The 12,773-nt window shown below is 67.3% G+C and carries 15 protein-coding genes, 1 pseudogene and 1 riboswitch; of the genes and pseudogenes, 7 read left to right on the plus strand and 9 right to left on the minus strand.

Annotated elements, in window-relative coordinates:
* From ACXMYJ_RS11425 to thiC, 5 genes are all read right to left on the minus strand, one after another.
* Positions 1 to 1,491: a flavin-containing monooxygenase gene (locus tag ACXMYJ_RS11425; RefSeq protein WP_460356199.1), complete on the minus strand. Its 1,491-nt coding sequence runs from the start codon at positions 1,489 to 1,491 to the stop codon at positions 1 to 3.
* A gap of 30 nt (positions 1,492 to 1,521) precedes the next feature.
* Positions 1,522 to 2,160: a DUF4190 domain-containing protein gene (locus ACXMYJ_RS11430; RefSeq protein WP_460356202.1), complete on the minus strand. Its 639-nt coding sequence runs from the start codon at positions 2,158 to 2,160 to the stop codon at positions 1,522 to 1,524.
* A 14-nt stretch (positions 2,161 to 2,174) separates the two neighbouring features.
* Complete coding sequence (locus ACXMYJ_RS11435) at positions 2,175 to 2,801, minus strand: alpha/beta hydrolase family protein (protein WP_460356204.1); 627 nt, start codon at positions 2,799 to 2,801, stop codon at positions 2,175 to 2,177.
* The gene (gene thiD, locus ACXMYJ_RS11440; RefSeq protein ID WP_443188583.1) at positions 2,798 to 3,634 is read right to left on the minus strand and encodes a bifunctional hydroxymethylpyrimidine kinase/phosphomethylpyrimidine kinase; all 837 of its coding nucleotides are present in this window, start codon (positions 3,632 to 3,634) and stop codon (positions 2,798 to 2,800) included. Before thiD ends, ACXMYJ_RS11435 begins: the two co-directional genes overlap by 4 nt.
* Complete coding sequence (gene thiC / locus ACXMYJ_RS11445; protein WP_460356207.1) at positions 3,631 to 5,181, minus strand: phosphomethylpyrimidine synthase ThiC; 1,551 nt, start codon at positions 5,179 to 5,181, stop codon at positions 3,631 to 3,633. The genes thiD and thiC overlap by 4 nt, the downstream gene beginning before the upstream one ends.
* Positions 5,173 to 5,282: riboswitch (TPP riboswitch) on the minus strand. (Overlaps the previous gene by 9 nt.)
* A 172-nt stretch (positions 5,283 to 5,454) precedes the next feature.
* Between thiC and ACXMYJ_RS11450 the strand changes: the two are divergent.
* A pseudogene (locus ACXMYJ_RS11450) lies at positions 5,455 to 5,850 on the plus strand (hypothetical protein); the annotation flags it as partial.
* On the opposite strand, the gene ACXMYJ_RS11455 reads toward ACXMYJ_RS11450, so the two are convergent.
* A complete protein-coding gene (locus ACXMYJ_RS11455) occupies positions 5,850 to 6,230 on the minus strand; it encodes a DUF7715 family protein (protein WP_260756740.1) in 381 nt (126 codons plus the stop codon). The pseudogene ACXMYJ_RS11450 and the gene ACXMYJ_RS11455 sit on opposite strands and share 1 nt — an antisense overlap.
* Before the next feature lie 395 nt (positions 6,231 to 6,625).
* Between ACXMYJ_RS11455 and ACXMYJ_RS11460 the strand changes: the two genes are divergently transcribed.
* Complete coding sequence (locus tag ACXMYJ_RS11460; RefSeq protein WP_460356210.1) at positions 6,626 to 6,925, plus strand: hypothetical protein; 300 nt, start codon at positions 6,626 to 6,628, stop codon at positions 6,923 to 6,925.
* 70 nt (positions 6,926 to 6,995) lie between these two features.
* Here ACXMYJ_RS11460 and ACXMYJ_RS11465 read toward each other — a convergent pair whose 3' ends face one another.
* From ACXMYJ_RS11465 to ACXMYJ_RS11475, 3 genes are read right to left on the minus strand one after another with little or no spacing between them, the layout of a single operon-like run.
* Positions 6,996 to 7,814 carry an exodeoxyribonuclease III gene (locus tag ACXMYJ_RS11465; protein WP_260756742.1) on the minus strand — a complete coding sequence of 273 codons (819 nt, stop codon included), beginning with the start codon at positions 7,812 to 7,814 and terminating at the stop codon, positions 6,996 to 6,998.
* 4 nt (positions 7,815 to 7,818) lie between these two features.
* Positions 7,819 to 8,724, minus strand: a complete 906-nt coding sequence (locus ACXMYJ_RS11470) for an N-acetylglutamate synthase, CG3035 family (RefSeq protein WP_460356212.1) — start codon at positions 8,722 to 8,724, stop codon at positions 7,819 to 7,821.
* 3 nt (positions 8,725 to 8,727) lie between these two features.
* Positions 8,728 to 9,321: a peptide deformylase gene (locus ACXMYJ_RS11475; protein ID WP_460356215.1), complete on the minus strand. Its 594-nt coding sequence runs from the start codon at positions 9,319 to 9,321 to the stop codon at positions 8,728 to 8,730.
* Positions 9,322 to 9,471: 150 nt separating this feature from the next.
* Between ACXMYJ_RS11475 and ACXMYJ_RS11480 the strand changes: the two genes are divergently transcribed.
* From ACXMYJ_RS11480 to ACXMYJ_RS11500, 5 genes are read left to right on the plus strand one after another with little or no spacing between them, the layout of a single operon-like run.
* Positions 9,472 to 9,780: a DUF3263 domain-containing protein gene (locus ACXMYJ_RS11480; RefSeq protein ID WP_067955004.1), complete on the plus strand. Its 309-nt coding sequence runs from the start codon at positions 9,472 to 9,474 to the stop codon at positions 9,778 to 9,780.
* Between the two features lie 42 nt (positions 9,781 to 9,822).
* Positions 9,823 to 10,281 carry a LytR C-terminal domain-containing protein gene (locus ACXMYJ_RS11485; RefSeq protein WP_460356218.1) on the plus strand — a complete coding sequence of 153 codons (459 nt, stop codon included), beginning with the start codon at positions 9,823 to 9,825 and terminating at the stop codon, positions 10,279 to 10,281.
* 10 nt (positions 10,282 to 10,291) lie between these two features.
* Positions 10,292 to 10,996, plus strand: coding sequence for a superoxide dismutase[Cu-Zn] (gene sodC, locus ACXMYJ_RS11490; RefSeq protein ID WP_260756750.1), 705 nt, complete (start codon positions 10,292 to 10,294; stop codon positions 10,994 to 10,996).
* On the plus strand, positions 10,977 to 12,119 hold the full coding sequence (locus ACXMYJ_RS11495; RefSeq protein ID WP_260756751.1) for a glutamate--cysteine ligase: 1,143 nt from the start codon (positions 10,977 to 10,979) through the stop codon (positions 12,117 to 12,119). Before sodC ends, ACXMYJ_RS11495 begins: the two co-directional genes overlap by 20 nt.
* Before the next feature lie 3 nt (positions 12,120 to 12,122).
* Positions 12,123 to 12,755 carry an LON peptidase substrate-binding domain-containing protein gene (locus tag ACXMYJ_RS11500; RefSeq protein ID WP_460356222.1) on the plus strand — a complete coding sequence of 211 codons (633 nt, stop codon included), beginning with the start codon at positions 12,123 to 12,125 and terminating at the stop codon, positions 12,753 to 12,755.
* Positions 12,756 to 12,773: the final 18 nt, after the last annotated feature.

Raw genomic sequence — 12,773 nt, forward strand, 5'->3', positions numbered from 1 at the left:
CTAGACGATCTGGTAGTCGCTGAGCGGGAAGGTCGAAGCTTCTGTGATGGCGTCCTGCGTCGACATCGGCCGAAGCAGACTCGGTTCGCCGTGCGGGTTGAAATAGTACGAGCGCGATGCCGCACAATTGCCCAGCGTCCACAACGAGTCACCGAGCAGTTCGGTCATCTTGTCCAGGTACGCGGTGTTGGCCTGCTCGGTGACCTCGAAGGTGGTGGCGTGGCGGCGCTTGAGCTCACCGAAAAGCCGGTCCATCAACCGCATCTGGTACTCCATGGTGTTGAAGAAGTTGAGACCCAGGAACGCGTACGGACTGGCCAGGCTGAGGTAGTTCGGGAAGTAGGGCATCGACACGCCCTGGTAGGCCTGGAACCGGTTCTCCCGCCACCACTTCCCGAGGTTGCGGCCGTCCCGGCCGATCACCTCGATGGCCGGGAAGTTCGCCTCCCACAGGTCGAATCCGGTGGCCAGCACCAGGGTGTCGATGACGGTCTTGGAGCCGTCGGCGTTGACGATCCCGTCGGCGGTGACGTGCTCGATACCATCGCTCTGCAGGTGCACGTGCGGGCGGGTGAACGTGCGGAAGTACTTGTTGGAGAAGGTCGGCCGCTTACATCCGATGTCGTAGTCCGGTGTCATCCGGCGGCGCAGGTCCTTGTCCCGGATCTGGATGAACTGGTTGATCTTGCACAGGTCCATCGCGGAGATGTTCAGGCGGCGGAACAACGGGACGCGGTAGTGCACCACACCGACGTTGATCATCGTCTCGTAGACGGTGTCGGTGATCGCGCGAATGATGCGCTGCGTCCACGGTATTCGGGCGAACAGCCGCTTGGCGCGTTCGGAGAACCGGAAGTCGACCTTGGGTGCGACCCAGATCGGGGTGCGCTGGTAGACCGTCAGGTCGGCGGCCTTGTCCGCGAGTTCGGGAATCAACTGCACCGCGGTGGCCCCGGTGCCGATGACGGCGATCCTGTCGCCGGTCGGGTCGTAGGAGTCGTCCCAGGCGGTGGTGTGGATGATCCGGCCGTCGAACTCGGTGATGCCCGGGATGTCGGGCATGCGGGGCTGGGACAGGAATCCGGTGGCGGTGACCAGGTACCGCGTGGCGAGTGTGGAACCGTCGGCGAGGTTGACCCGCCAGAGCTTGGCGTCGTCGTCCCAGCGCGCACCCTCGACCGTGACCCCGAAGCGCATGTGGCGGCGTACGTCGTACTTGTCGGCGACGTCGTCGGCGTACTGCTTGATCTCCGCACCGGTGGAGAACAGCCGCGACCAGTTCGGGTTCGGCTCGAAGAAGTAGGAATAGGTGGTCGTCGGGACGTCGACCGCGAGACCCGGGTAGTGGTTGACGTACCACGTGCCGCCGAGGTCATCCTCTCGGTCCAGGATCACGATGTTCTCGATGCCCATCCGCCTGAACTGGATGGCAGCACCGATACCGGCGAAGCCGGCTCCCACGATGACCGCCTCGAAGTGCTCCGAAGCCATGGCGCAACGGTACCCGAGGTTCGTGCCGATTCAGCCGCGCAGCGATCCCGCCCGCGGCGGGTTGACCGTCGCGATGCAGGTCACGGCGCGGTCGCCGTCGGCCCAGGTCTCGGCCGTGGGGAAGAGCACGTAGAGCTGCACCGAATCGTCGGATACGGACCGCGGCGAGTAGCTGCGCAGCTCAGGAGCGCATTTCTGGTGATAGCCCTCGACCGCGGCCTGACCGGGGAACACGCCGTCCGGCATGGTCAGCACGGCGAACACCTCACCGGCGTGGGGCTGGTCACAACTGACCGTCTTGACGTCGAGCACCCGGTCCCCGCCGGGGATCTCGGCCAGGCAGTCGCCCAGTTTCACCTTCGTCGCCGCGACGGTGTCATCGGAGACGGCCGCGACGATCGCGAGCACGACGATCCCGACCGACCACAGCGCCGAGAGCACGAGTCCCGCGATCGCCATGCCGCGGCCGCTGCGGTACTGCTTGGCCTTCTTCAGGCCGACCAAGCCGCAGACCAGGCTGATCAGGACCCCGCCGATGACGCCGAAGACCAGCGAGACGACCGCCCACCAGTTGGTCCGCGGGGCGGGTGTCGCAAAAGGCTGAACCGGCCCGCCCTGGTAAGGCAGCGGAGGCGGCGGTGGATAGCCGCCGGGTGGTGGCACGGTCACGCTGCGACGATAACTCAGGCCAGCATCCGCAGGGCGGCATCGACGGCAAGGGCCGCGACGTCGAGTTTCTTGGAGTTCAGGTCGTGGCGCGCGCCGGTGACCTCGACGATCTCGGTGCGGGCGGCGATGAGCGCGGCCGCGGGCCGGAGCTCGTCGAGGGTGCCGAACGGGTCAGCGGTGCCGTGGGTGAACACCGTGGGCACGGTGATCCGCGGCAGGTGCTCGGTGCGCGCGCGTTCCGGCTTGCCGGGCGGGTGCAGCGGATAGGAGAACAAGGTCAGCACGTCGATTCCCAGGCCGTCGGCCACCGCCATCGACGTGAGCCGGCCGCCGTAGGAGTGGCCGCCGGCGATCACCGGGCCGTCGGCCAGACAGCGCACGGCGGCGACCGCCTCGACGATGCCGGCCATGTCAGCGGCCGCGGAACCGGACGGCGGGCCCTTGGGACGGCGGCGGCGGTACGGCAGGTTGTAGCGCACGGCGAGCCAGCCGCGGCGTGCCCACTGGTCGCAGAGCGCCGCCAGCATCGGCGATTCCCGGCTGCCGCCGGCGCCGTGCGTCAGCGCGACGACGCCTGCGGGGGCGCCGTCGGGTTCGTGCGCGATGCCCGCGATGTCGTCGAGATCGCGGCCCGCCGTCATGTCCCGAGCCGGAACAGAGCTGACACCGGTCCGTGCCCCCGGCCCAGCGGGTAGGCCGCGCGCAGGCATTCGGTGACCCAGCGTTTCCCGAACGCGACCGCGTCGGGGACGGTGTAGCCGTGCGCGAGGGCACACGCGGTGGCCGCGGCCAGGGTGTCTCCGGCGCCGTGATCGTGCACCGTGTCGATGCGAGTGGAGTCGAACTCGTAAAAGTCGGTGCCGTCGAACAGCAGGTCGGGGCTGTGGGACGACGAGCGCAGGTGCCCGCCCTTCACCAGGGCCCACTGCGGTCCGAGCGCGTGCAGTGCGCGGGCGGCGGCGCGCTGGGACTCCCGGTCGACCACGTCGATGTCGACGAGCAGGCGCACTTCGTCGAGGTTCGGGGTCACCAGGGTTGCGAGCGGAAAAAGCTTGTCACGCAGCGCGTTCAATGCGCTCGGGTGTAGCAGCGGGTCGCCGTGCATGGAGGCGCACACCGGGTCGACCACCAGGGGGACCCTGCCGTGCAGCCCCTGCTCGACCCAGGTGTCGGAGACGGTCTCGATGATCTCCGGCGACGCCAGCATCCCGGTCTTGGCAGCCTCCAGCCCGATGTCGGAGGCCACCGCCTCGATCTGGCCGGCCACGACGTCGAGCGGGATCTCGTGAAAACCTTTGACACCCACTGAGTTCTGGACGGTGACGGCGGTGACGGCGACCAGGCCGTGCAGACCGAGCAGTGCGAAGGTCCGCATGTCGGCCTGGATGCCCGCCCCGCCGCCAGAGTCCGATCCGGCGATGGTCATCACCCGTCGCGGGGCCTGTCCCGCTGCGGTGAGCGGCAGGAAAGTCATGACGTCACCACCGGTAGATACACCTTGTTGCCCTGGTCGGCGAACTCTCGGGACTTCTGCTTCATGGCTTCCTGCACCTCGTGGCTGATCCGCATCGAGCAGAACTTGGGTCCGCACATCGAACAGAAGTGAGCGGTCTTGGCCGGTTCGGCCGGCAGGGTCTGGTCATGGAACTCGCGGGCGGTGTCAGGGTCCAGTGACAGGTTGAACTGGTCCTCCCAGCGGAACTCGAAGCGCGCCTTGGACAGGGCGTCGTCCCTGGCCTGAGCCCCCGGGTGGCCCTTGGCGAGATCGGCGGCGTGGGCGGCGATCTTGTAGGCGATGACGCCGTCCTTGACGTCCTTGCGATTGGGCAGCCCGAGGTGTTCCTTCGGCGTCACGTAACACAGCATCGCGGTACCGGCCTGCGCAATGATGGCTGCGCCGATCGCGGAGGTGATGTGATCGTAGGCCGGGGCGATGTCGGTGGCCAGCGGGCCGAGCGTATAGAACGGCGCCTCCTCGCAGAGTTCCTCCTCCAGGCGCACGTTCTCCACGATCTTGTGCATCGGGACGTGGCCGGGTCCTTCGATCATCACCTGCACGCCATGGGCTTTCGCGATCCTGGTGAGTTCACCCAGGGTGCGCAGCTCGGCGAACTGGGCGGCATCGTTGGCGTCGGCGATCGATCCGGGACGCAGGCCGTCACCCAGCGAGAACGTCACGTCGTAGCGGGCGAGGATGTCGCACAGTTCCTCGAAGTTGGTGTAGAGGAACGACTCCCGGTGGTGGGCCAGACACCACGCGGCCATGATCGAGCCGCCGCGCGAGACGATGCCTGTGACGCGGTCGACGGTCAGTGGGATGTGGCGCAGCAGCACGCCGGCGTGCACGGTCATGTAGTCCACGCCCTGCTCACACTGTTCGATGACGGTGTCGCGGTAGACCTCCCAGGTCATTTTCACCGGATCGCCGCCGACCTTTTCCAGGGCCTGGTACATCGGGACGGTGCCGACGGGCACCGGCGAGTTACGCAGGATCTGATCGCGGGTCTGGTGGATGTCGCGGCCGGTGGACAGGTCCATGACGGTGTCGGCGCCCCAGCGGGTGGCCCACACCATCTTGTCGACCTCCTCGGCGATCGACGAGGTCACCGCCGAATTACCGATGTTCGCATTGACTTTCACCGCGAACGCCTTGCCGATGATCATCGGCTCGGCCTCGGGGTGGTTGTGGTTGGCGGGGATCACCGCGCGGCCGCGGGCCACCTCGTCTCGGACGAGTTCAGGCGAGACGCCCTCGCGTTCGGCGATGAACGCCATCTCGGCGGTGATCTCGCCGGCCCGGGCCCGCTGCAGCTGAGTGCCGCGGTCGCGCACGACGGTGCGGCGGGGCAGACCGGCGCCCAGGTCGATGACGGCACTGCCGTCGGTGTACGGGCCGGAGGTGTCGTACAGGTCGAGATGCTCCCCGTTGGTGAGGTTCACCCGGCGGAACGGCACCCCGTTCCGGTACACCTTGGTGCTGCCCTGGATAGGCCCGGTGGTGACATTGACGACGTCAGACATATGAGTTCTCCCTACGCCGGCATTACCCGGTCAGGTTCGTACGGTCGACGGGCCTACCCGTCCTCTCAGCGCGCTCGGTACGCGCTCCCGCGTGTGGTGTCGGTGCCACGCTAGCGCAGCGACCGGGCGCAGGGAACAGCACGCGCGGGCGCGGCGCGAATTGCCCCGACCAAATTTATATAGCTAACGTATGTTTTTGTGGACGAATTGGGTGCGGTGACGACGACGATTCAGACCGGTGCGGCGGCGGAGACAGAGGGACGCCGCAGACGGATGAACGCCGAGCACCCCCACTACAAGTGGATTGTCCTGTCGAACACCACGCTGGGAACGCTGCTGGCCACGATCAACGCGTCGATCGTGCTGATTTCGCTGCCGGCCATCTTCCGCGGAATCGGGCTCAACCCCCTCGCCTCGGCCAACATCAGCTACCTGCTCTGGATGTTGATGGGCTATCTCGTGGTGACCGCGGTGCTGGTGGTGCCCTTCGGGCGGCTCGGCGACATGTTCGGCCGGGTGCGTACCTACAACATCGGTTTCGCGGTGTTCACCGTCGCGGCGATCGCGTTGTCCTTCGATCCGTTTCATCTTGACGGCGGCGCGATCGCAGGAGGGTGTTTCGGCTGGATCGCATCCGCGTGTCAAGGATCGAGCGTCACCCATGCCGTCTAGAACAGTGCGCCGCGTAAGAAGAAGTTCTCGAGCCTGCGTGTGATGATCGCGCCGACAGGCAATTGTGCGGCGATCTCCAGGTTGTCGTCGGCGACGTCATCGGCCCAGGAGACGGGCCAGCCGCCGTCGGCGAGACTCGTCTGGAATGCCAGGACCACGTCGTCGCGACTCATCTCGGACTCGACGACCATCGCAGTCGTGGTCGCGCGGTGCGACGCCGCGCCGGCGAACCCGCGTCCACATCCGCACGGGCCGTCGGGATCGCGGCGGTCCCGGTCGCACGGTTCCTGTATCCACACCAGCTCCCGCTCGATGCAGAAGTGATAGTCACCGGGGTGTGTCCCCTGCGTATGGCCGGTAGCCACAAGGATTTTCATCGGCTGCTCCTAGACGGGTGGGGGTTCGTTGTGGTCGGGGTTGGTGTCGGGCTGCGGGGGTGGGGGCCGTTGCGCGACCAGGGCGAAACCGGTGATCATCGACTTGCCTCCATGTCGCGGTCGGGTTGTGCGCCGATGCGCCGGTCCAGCAGCTCAGCCAGCACCGACGCCTCCGACCACGACTCGAACATGCATTCGATGCTAGATGCCGGCTGCGACAAGTCTCACCGGCGTAGTACTGCCAACCGGCCGCAACTTTCTGCCATGGGAATTATTCGCCTGACCTGCTGGTTCAAGCAGACGGATCACATAGGATCCGAACGAGACATCACAAGTCGAGACCGCGCGACATGTTCCGACGGCTCCGACCCGACCAAGGGAAGAGCGCAACAACAATGAAGAAACTCACCATCGCCTCCGCCATCACAGCCGGCCTGAGCGCCGCCGTCCTCGGACTGGCCGCCCCCGCCATGGCTGCCCCGACGGGTGGCAACGCCGACGCGACGATCAGCCAGCTGGAGGCTGAGGGCAACCGCGTCGTGGTCAATCGCCTTTCGGACGTTCCGCTGAGCGAAGCCACCGTCGTCGGCATCAACAAGGGCGGCGAGATCCGCTCGACCGTCCGCGACTACCGCTACGACCGGACCTTCCAGCAGAGCGTCACGGGCCACGTGTACCACGTCGACGTGAAGTGAGCGACGAGATCGTCGAGTAAGCGACGAGCAACGGGGCATCTCCAACCGGAGGTGCCCCGTCTTCGTGCGATCAGTCGGTCAGATCCACGACGACCGGGGCGTGATCGCTGGGGGTGCCCACGCGGTTCTTGCCGGTCTTGCGTTCGTCTCGGGCGATCTCGGCGTGGATGACGCGCTCGGCCAGTGCGGGGGAACCCAGGATGAAATCGATGCGCATGCCGCGATTTTTCGGAAACCGCAGCTGTGTGTAATCCCAGTACGTGAATGTGCCCGGTCCCGGCGTGAAAGGCCTTACGACGTCGGTGAACCCGGCATCGACGACCGCGTTGAACGCTGCCCGCTCGGGCGGGGTGACGTGGGTGCTGTCCTGAAACAGCGAAATGTCCCACACGTCATCGTCGAGGGGAGCGATGTTCCAGTCGCCGACGAGGGCGATCGGCGCCGACGGTTCTGGCGTCAGCCACGCCGAAGCGGTGTCGCGTAACGCCGCAAGCCATTCCAGCTTGTAGGCATAGTGCGGTGAACCGACGGTGCGACCGTTCGGGATGTAGAGACTCCACACCCTGACCCCGCCGCACGTCGCGCCCAGCGCGCGGGCCTCGGCCGCGGCCTCCACCTCGGGCTTGTCGCTCCAGGTGGGCTGGCCGTCGAATCCGACCTCGACGTCGTCGATTCCGACCCGCGACGCGATCGCCACCCCGTTCCACTGGTTGAAACCGCAGTGCACGATCTCGTAGCCGAGCGCGGCGAACGGCATGGTCGGGAACTGGTCATCGGAGCACTTCGTCTCCTGCATTGCGAGCACGTCGACATCGGCGCGTTCCAGCCAATCGGTGACGCGATCGACACGGGCCCGAATTGAGTTGACGTTCCAGGTGGCCAGTCGCATGGGCTTACAGTAGGCCCTCGGCGCGGACGTATCGGGAACGGTGGTGCACGCGGAATCCCATCGACTCGTAGAGCGCGCGCGCGGCCGAATTGTCGGTCACCACCTGGACGTAGGCGCGTGTGGCGCCGCGAGTGTGCGCCCAGTCCAGCAGCCCCTCGCACAGTCGCCTGGCCAGACCTCGGCGCCGGGCCTCCTCCGACACGCGCACCGCCGAGATCCCGGCCCACCGGGTACCGTCCGGCGCGTCCGTCACCGCCACCCGCCCCACCGCGGCCCCGGAGAGTTCGCCGAAGCCGACTGCGCCGTCGACCACCGCGGTGAGCACATCCACCGGCACGTCCCGCTGGTACAGCGCCATCCAGGTGTCGTCGGGTGTCGCTGCGACGGACACGTCGGTCGCTCGGCCGCCGGCGACATCCGTTGCCATGACCAGATTCTCGGCATCGGTGGTGATACCAGCGGGTAACCGCAGCAGCCGATCCGGAGCTGAAACCACCGCGGGCAGCCCTCGCTCCGAGTACCACTCGATCACCCGCGTGATCTCGCTGTGTGACGAAAACCTCAGTGGCACCGCCGAATTCGCGCGCCGGGTGACTCCTTGCCCGTGTCGAAGCAGCCAGCCGTCCAGCCACTGGTGCTCGGTGCCCGGCCACCCCAGCGCCGCCGCGTGCTCCAGGTTGCGGATCTCCCCCGTGCGCACCGGCATCTCGGGCACCACCCGCACTGCCAGCACGTCCTCACGCAGAACTTCGACGACGTCGCCGTGCCGGGTGCGGATCCGCACCACCTCACCGGTGTCTGCGCCGGATTCGATGATGTGGCCGACCGCGTCGGACATCGGCCGTTCGGAACCCGTGGGGAGCCGATAACGCAGGCTGACCCGAGATCCGACCTCAGGCAGCTCGGTCATCGCTCAGTGGCCGAACGGGTCGGGGTCCTCGCCGGGCATCCACGACAGCCCGGGCACGCCCCAGCCGTGATACTTCACCGCCTTCTTGGCCGCGCGGGCGTTGCGGCCGATCAGCCGGTCGAGGTAGAGGAAGCCGTCGAGGTGGCCGGTCTCGTGCTGCAGCATCCGGGCGAACAAGTCGGTGCCCTCGATGGTGATCAGTTGACCGTCGGCGTCCAGTCCCGTCACCCGCGCCCAGTCGGCGCGGCCCGTGGGGAACGACTCGCCGGGCACCGACAGGCAGCCCTCGTCGTCGTCATCCGGGTCAGGCATGGTCTCGGGCACCTCGGACGTTTCCAGCACCGGGTTGACCACCACGCCGCGCCGGCGGGTGGTCTTCTTGCGGGCGTCGGCACAGTCGTAGACGAAGACCCGCTTGTTGACCCCGATCTGGTTGGCGGCCAGCCCCACTCCGTGCGCGGCGTCCATCGTGTCGTACAGATCGGTGATCAGATCGGCCAGATCGGCCGGCAGCGAACCGTCGTCGCCGACGGGCACCGGTTCGGTCGCGGTGTGCAGGACGGGATCTCCCACGATGCGGATGGGTCTAACGGCCATGCTAGGAAGCTTAGGGTGCGGGGTGCCCGCGGTTGTTTCCACCGCCGACTCGCGGCGATGTTGTCGGTGCACGTGACTCAACCGTGATTGAATACTCGCCGAAACCACATTGATGTCATTCTCGATTTCCGGAAGGGTCCAAGTAGCGAAATGGACGGCGCCATCGCGCGGGCTGAGCGTTCTGGGGACGACACCGAGCCCACCGACGGACTGACCCGTCGAGAGCATGACATTCTCGCCTTCGAGCGGCAGTGGTGGAAGTACGCCGGCTCTAAGGAAGACGCCATCAAGGAACTGTTCTCCATGTCGGCGACCCGCTACTACCAGGTGCTGAACGCGCTGGTGGATCGGCCGGAAGCGCTTGCGGCGGACCCCATGCTGGTGAAGCGCCTGCGCAGGCTGCGCGCCAGCAGGCAGAAGGCGCGCGCGGCGCGTCGTCTCGGTTTCGAGGTCACTTAGGGTCACCGCCGGACACGCGGGCCCGGGATACAGTAGGCGCCGATGAACCAGCGAGATTCCTCCGGGCTGCCCATTCGTGCCATGGTGATGGTGCTGTTGTTCCTCGGTGTCATATTCCTGCTCGTCGGCCTCCAGTCCCTGGGTGGCTCCGAGGACGACGAGTCCTCGGCGTCCTCGGCGACCGTGACGTCGACGACCACCACCACGAGTGCGGCTCCGCAGGAGCCCGCCCGGCCCGAGGTGCGTGTCTTCAACATCTCCGAGACCCCGGGGGCCGCGGAGGCGACCGCCACGAGGTTGCGCGACGCCGAGTGGAACGTCACCGAGACCGGCAACTTGACCGTGCCCGACGTCGCGGCGACCACGGTGTACTTCGGCGAGACGCCCGGTGAGCAGGAGGCCGCCGAAGAGGTGGGCCGTGTGCTGGAGGCGCCCGTCGCTCCGCGGGTGCCCGAGCTCACAGAGCAGCCACCGGGCGTCGTCGTCCTGGTCACCGGCTAGGCTCTTGCTCATGCTCAGGTCCGTTGCTGCTGCCACCTTGTTCGCAGTGCCCGCACTTGCGTTGAGTGCGTGCTCTCCTCCCGGGGAAGTGCCCTCGGATTCACCCGGCACCACGCCGCCGGTATGGACCGGTTCGCCCTCGCCGTCGGCGGGGCCGGACGAGCACGGTGCCGGACACGGAGGCGGCTCGGCGGCCGCCGGGGAAACGTTGAAAGCCGACCTGAAGTTGGCCGACGGCACCACCGTGGCCACCGCCGACATCGCGTTCTCGGACGGTTATGCCACCGTCACGGTCGAGGCGACCGGTGGTGGGCTCGAGCCCGGTTTCCACGGCATGCACATCCACTCGGTGGGCAAGTGCGAGGCCAACTCCGTCGCCCCGACCGGCGGTGCACCGGGCAACTTCAACTCCGCGGGCGGACACCTGCAGGTGCCCGGCCACAGCGGCCACCCCGCCAGCGGCGACCTGTCGTCGCTGCAGGTGCGCGAGGACGGCTCGGCGAAGCTGGTGACCACCACCGACGCGTTCACCGCTGAGCAGCTGCTCGACGGCGCCGGCACGGCGATCATCATCCACGAGAAGCCCGACAATTTCGCCAACATTCCGCCGGAGCGGTACCAGCAGATCAACGGCGATCCGCCGCCGGATCAGACCACCCTGGCGACCGGCGACGCCGGAGCGCGGGTGGCGTGCGGTGTCATCACCCGCCGCTGACCAGAGGGCTGACGGTCGAATCGACTTTGCCGGGTCGGTCCGGCCGACCCTGGGCGTCGAGTGGGAGTTCGCCCTCGTCGACGCGGTGACGCGCGATCTGAGCAACGAAGCCGCGTCGGTGATCGCCGAGATCGGTGAGAACCCGCGCGTGCACAAGGAGTTGCTGCGCAACACCGTTGAGGTGGTCACGGGCATCTGTGACAACACCGCCGAGGCGATGGACGACCTTGCCTCGACGCTGCGGCCGGTGCGCACGGTCGTGCGGCAGCGGGGCATGGAGTTGTTCTGCGCCGGCACACACCCGTTCGCGGACTGGTCGGTGCAGAAGCTCACCGATGCGCCCCGCTACGCGGAGCTGATCAAGCGGACGCAGTGGTGGGGGCGGCAGATGCTGATCTGGGGTGTGCACGTGCATGTCGGCGTCTCGTCGGCGCACAAGGTGATGCCGATCATCACCTCGCTGCTCCATCAGTACCCGCACCTGCTGGCGCTGTCGGCCTCGTCGCCGTACTGGGACGGCGAGGACACCGGTTACGCCAGCAACCGGGCGATGATGTTCCAGCAGCTGCCGACCGCCGGCCTGCCGTTCCACTTCCAGGAATGGCGCGAGTTCGAGCGCTTCGTCAGCGACCAGAAGAAGACCGGCATCATCGATCATATGAATGAGATCCGCTGGGACATAAGGCCTTCCCCGCATCTCGGGACGATCGAGGTCCGGGTCTTCGACGGTGTCTCCAACCTGCACGAGCTGTCGGCCCTCGTCGCGCTCACCCACTGCCTGATCGTGGATTTGGACCGTCGGCTCGACGCCGGGGAGTCGCTGCCGGTGATGCCGCCGTGGCATGTGCAGGAGAACAAGTGGCGCGCAGCGCGTTACGGGCTGGACGCGATCATCATCCTGGACGCCGACAGCAACGAACGCCTGGTGACCGAGGACCTCGACGACCTGGTCGAACGTCTGCAACCGGCGGCCAAACGGCTGTCCTGTGTCGAGGAGTTGTCTCGGGTTCCCGACATCTACCACCGCGGCGCGTCGTACCAGCGTCAGCGTCGGGTCGCCGAGGAGCATGACGGTGACCTGCGCGCGGTGGTGGACGCGCTGGTGAGTGAGCTGGTGCTGTAACCGATGCCGACGGTGCCGATGTTCCCGCTCGAGGTGGCGATGCTGCCCGGGGAGGGGCTGCCGCTGCGGGTTTTCGAACCGCGCTACTCGGCGCTGGTACAGGCGTGCCTGGCCGCCGACGATCCCGCTTTCGGCACGGTGCTGATCGCCGCGGGCCGGGAGGTCGGCGGAGGTGACAGCCGTAGTGATGTGGGCGCGCTGGCCCACATCACCGGACACGCTGATCTGGGGGCCGGTCGGTACCGGTTGACATGCGTGATGGGAGAGCGGATCCGGGTGCTCGAATGGCTTCCCGACGATCCGTACCCGAGGGCGGTGGTAGAGGTGTGGCCCGATGAGCCGGGGCGTCCGGTGGACGTCGACGCGATCCGCGACATCGAGGACCGGATGGTGGCGCTGTTCGAGCGGATTGCCACGGCCCGGGGCGCGCAGGTCAATGCCCGCGACATCGTGGCCGGCGCGGATGCGTCCGGCGAGGCGTCGACGTGGCTGTACGCGTTGGCGACCCGTCTTCCGATGGGTCAGGCCGACCGGTACTCGGTGCTGGCCGCGCCGACTGCGGCCGATCGCGTCACCGCACTGTCCGAGGCGGTCGACACGGTGACGGCGATGGTGATGTTCCAGCTGTCGGAGTGAGCACCCGGCAGAGGTCAC

The sequence above is a fragment of the Mycobacterium sp. ZZG genome, from assembly GCF_054786995.1.

What these genes read in the sequence shown, in the direction of transcription:
- ACXMYJ_RS11425 (WP_460356199.1), bottom strand. Translation starts at nt 1,491, where the DNA reads ATGGCTTCGGAGCACTTCGAGGCGGTCATCGTGGGAGCCGGCTTCGCC.
- ACXMYJ_RS11435 (WP_460356204.1), bottom strand. Translation starts at nt 2,801, where the DNA reads ATGACGGCGGGCCGCGATCTCGACGACATCGCGGGCATCGCGCACGAA.
- thiD (WP_443188583.1), bottom strand. Translation starts at nt 3,634, where the DNA reads ATGACTTTCCTGCCGCTCACCGCAGCGGGACAGGCCCCGCGACGGGTG.
- thiC (WP_460356207.1), bottom strand. Translation starts at nt 5,181, where the DNA reads ATGTCTGACGTCGTCAATGTCACCACCGGGCCTATCCAGGGCAGCACC.
- ACXMYJ_RS11455 (WP_260756740.1), bottom strand. Translation starts at nt 6,230, where the DNA reads ATGAAAATCCTTGTGGCTACCGGCCATACGCAGGGGACACACCCCGGT.
- ACXMYJ_RS11460 (WP_460356210.1), top strand. Translation starts at nt 6,626, where the DNA reads ATGAAGAAACTCACCATCGCCTCCGCCATCACAGCCGGCCTGAGCGCC.
- ACXMYJ_RS11465 (WP_260756742.1), bottom strand. Translation starts at nt 7,814, where the DNA reads ATGCGACTGGCCACCTGGAACGTCAACTCAATTCGGGCCCGTGTCGAT.
- ACXMYJ_RS11470 (WP_460356212.1), bottom strand. Translation starts at nt 8,724, where the DNA reads ATGACCGAGCTGCCTGAGGTCGGATCTCGGGTCAGCCTGCGTTATCGG.
- ACXMYJ_RS11475 (WP_460356215.1), bottom strand. Translation starts at nt 9,321, where the DNA reads ATGGCCGTTAGACCCATCCGCATCGTGGGAGATCCCGTCCTGCACACC.
- ACXMYJ_RS11480 (WP_067955004.1), top strand. Translation starts at nt 9,472, where the DNA reads ATGGACGGCGCCATCGCGCGGGCTGAGCGTTCTGGGGACGACACCGAG.
- ACXMYJ_RS11485 (WP_460356218.1), top strand. Translation starts at nt 9,823, where the DNA reads ATGAACCAGCGAGATTCCTCCGGGCTGCCCATTCGTGCCATGGTGATG.
- sodC (WP_260756750.1), top strand. Translation starts at nt 10,292, where the DNA reads ATGCTCAGGTCCGTTGCTGCTGCCACCTTGTTCGCAGTGCCCGCACTT.
- ACXMYJ_RS11500 (WP_460356222.1), top strand. Translation starts at nt 12,123, where the DNA reads ATGCCGACGGTGCCGATGTTCCCGCTCGAGGTGGCGATGCTGCCCGGG.